Source organism: Citrobacter sp. Ca225, from assembly GCF_030337175.1.
Classification (GTDB): Bacteria; Pseudomonadota; Gammaproteobacteria; order Enterobacterales; family Enterobacteriaceae; genus Citrobacter_A; species Citrobacter_A amalonaticus.
This window is the reverse complement of sequence record NZ_JAOWCD010000002.1, coordinates 1-996: the sequence shown is the minus strand read 5'-3', so window position 1 is coordinate 996 and position 996 is coordinate 1. Positions and strand designations below refer to the sequence as shown.

The following is a 996-nucleotide window of genomic DNA, read 5'->3' as shown; positions in this document are numbered from 1 at the left end:
ACCGTCGGTGCTCCATTGCGCGATATCGCCGCCCAGTTGCATCACGTAGCGGTTGCTCTGGGTGCTGATCTGCCCGGAACTGTCTTTGAAGCGGTTATGCCCACCGACATGACGCATCCACAGGCTGGTAACCTTCTGCTCGCCTGTAAAGACGTCAGTGTACTGGGTTTCGCCCAGACGATCGTGCAGACGCGTCGTGAACAGCGTGTTGGCGGCAAGGGTGTTCGCCAGATAGCTGCCGGTTTCCGGGCGATACTGGTGCGGACCTTCCGGTGTCGGAGACTCTGGAATTACGGGTTCTTTCGGCTCAGTTGGTGGAACCGGTTCTGGCAAGGCCAGGCTGGTCAACGACCAGTTCTGGTTGTCTCGTTTCACAAGGTCGTAGTCATATGCGCCTGCGACAATACGGCCTTCTTTCACAAAGGTACCGTTTGAAGTCCCTTCAACGTCGATAATACGGATACCTTCAATCGTCGCGGCTCCGTTACCGCCCGCGTTACTGACGCTGACGCGCGTGGCGCCGTAGGTATCACCTTTCACAATCAGCTTATCCGTTGGCGACAGGTCATCACCCAGCACAGTGCGCAAGGCCAGCAAGCCGTTGTTTCCGGTGTAATCACCGTTAATTGTCAACAGGGTTGGGCTAAAGGCTGCTTGCACTTGCGACGGGGAAGAGAGTATCGCTGTGCCTGCCAGCTCCAGCGAATTCAGCGTCTGTGAATAGCCGTTAAGATCCAGCTGCGCGCCGCTGTCCACGCGGTAATCGGATCTTGCACTCAGGGTATTTTCTGCCCCGGCGCGCAATGTACCATTTGCGACGTGGGTAGGGCCCTGATAGGTGTTAGCGCCTGTCAGCGTGGTCGTCCCAGAGCCGAAATGGTTGACTTCGCCAATACCTGTGATTTTGGCCGAGAGTACGAAGTCGTCGCTGTTGTGATTAAAGTTGAGCTCTGCCGTGCTCATACCGCTGGTGTTGCCAAGGTAGATCCACGGCAG

Annotated in this window: 1 protein-coding gene; it reads right to left on the bottom strand. The window is 56.6% G+C overall.

The window, feature by feature from the left end; translation table 11 throughout:
* A partial coding sequence (locus OGW13_RS00010) for an autotransporter outer membrane beta-barrel domain-containing protein (protein WP_287115446.1) occupies positions 1 to 996 on the bottom strand: 996 nt, incomplete at both ends.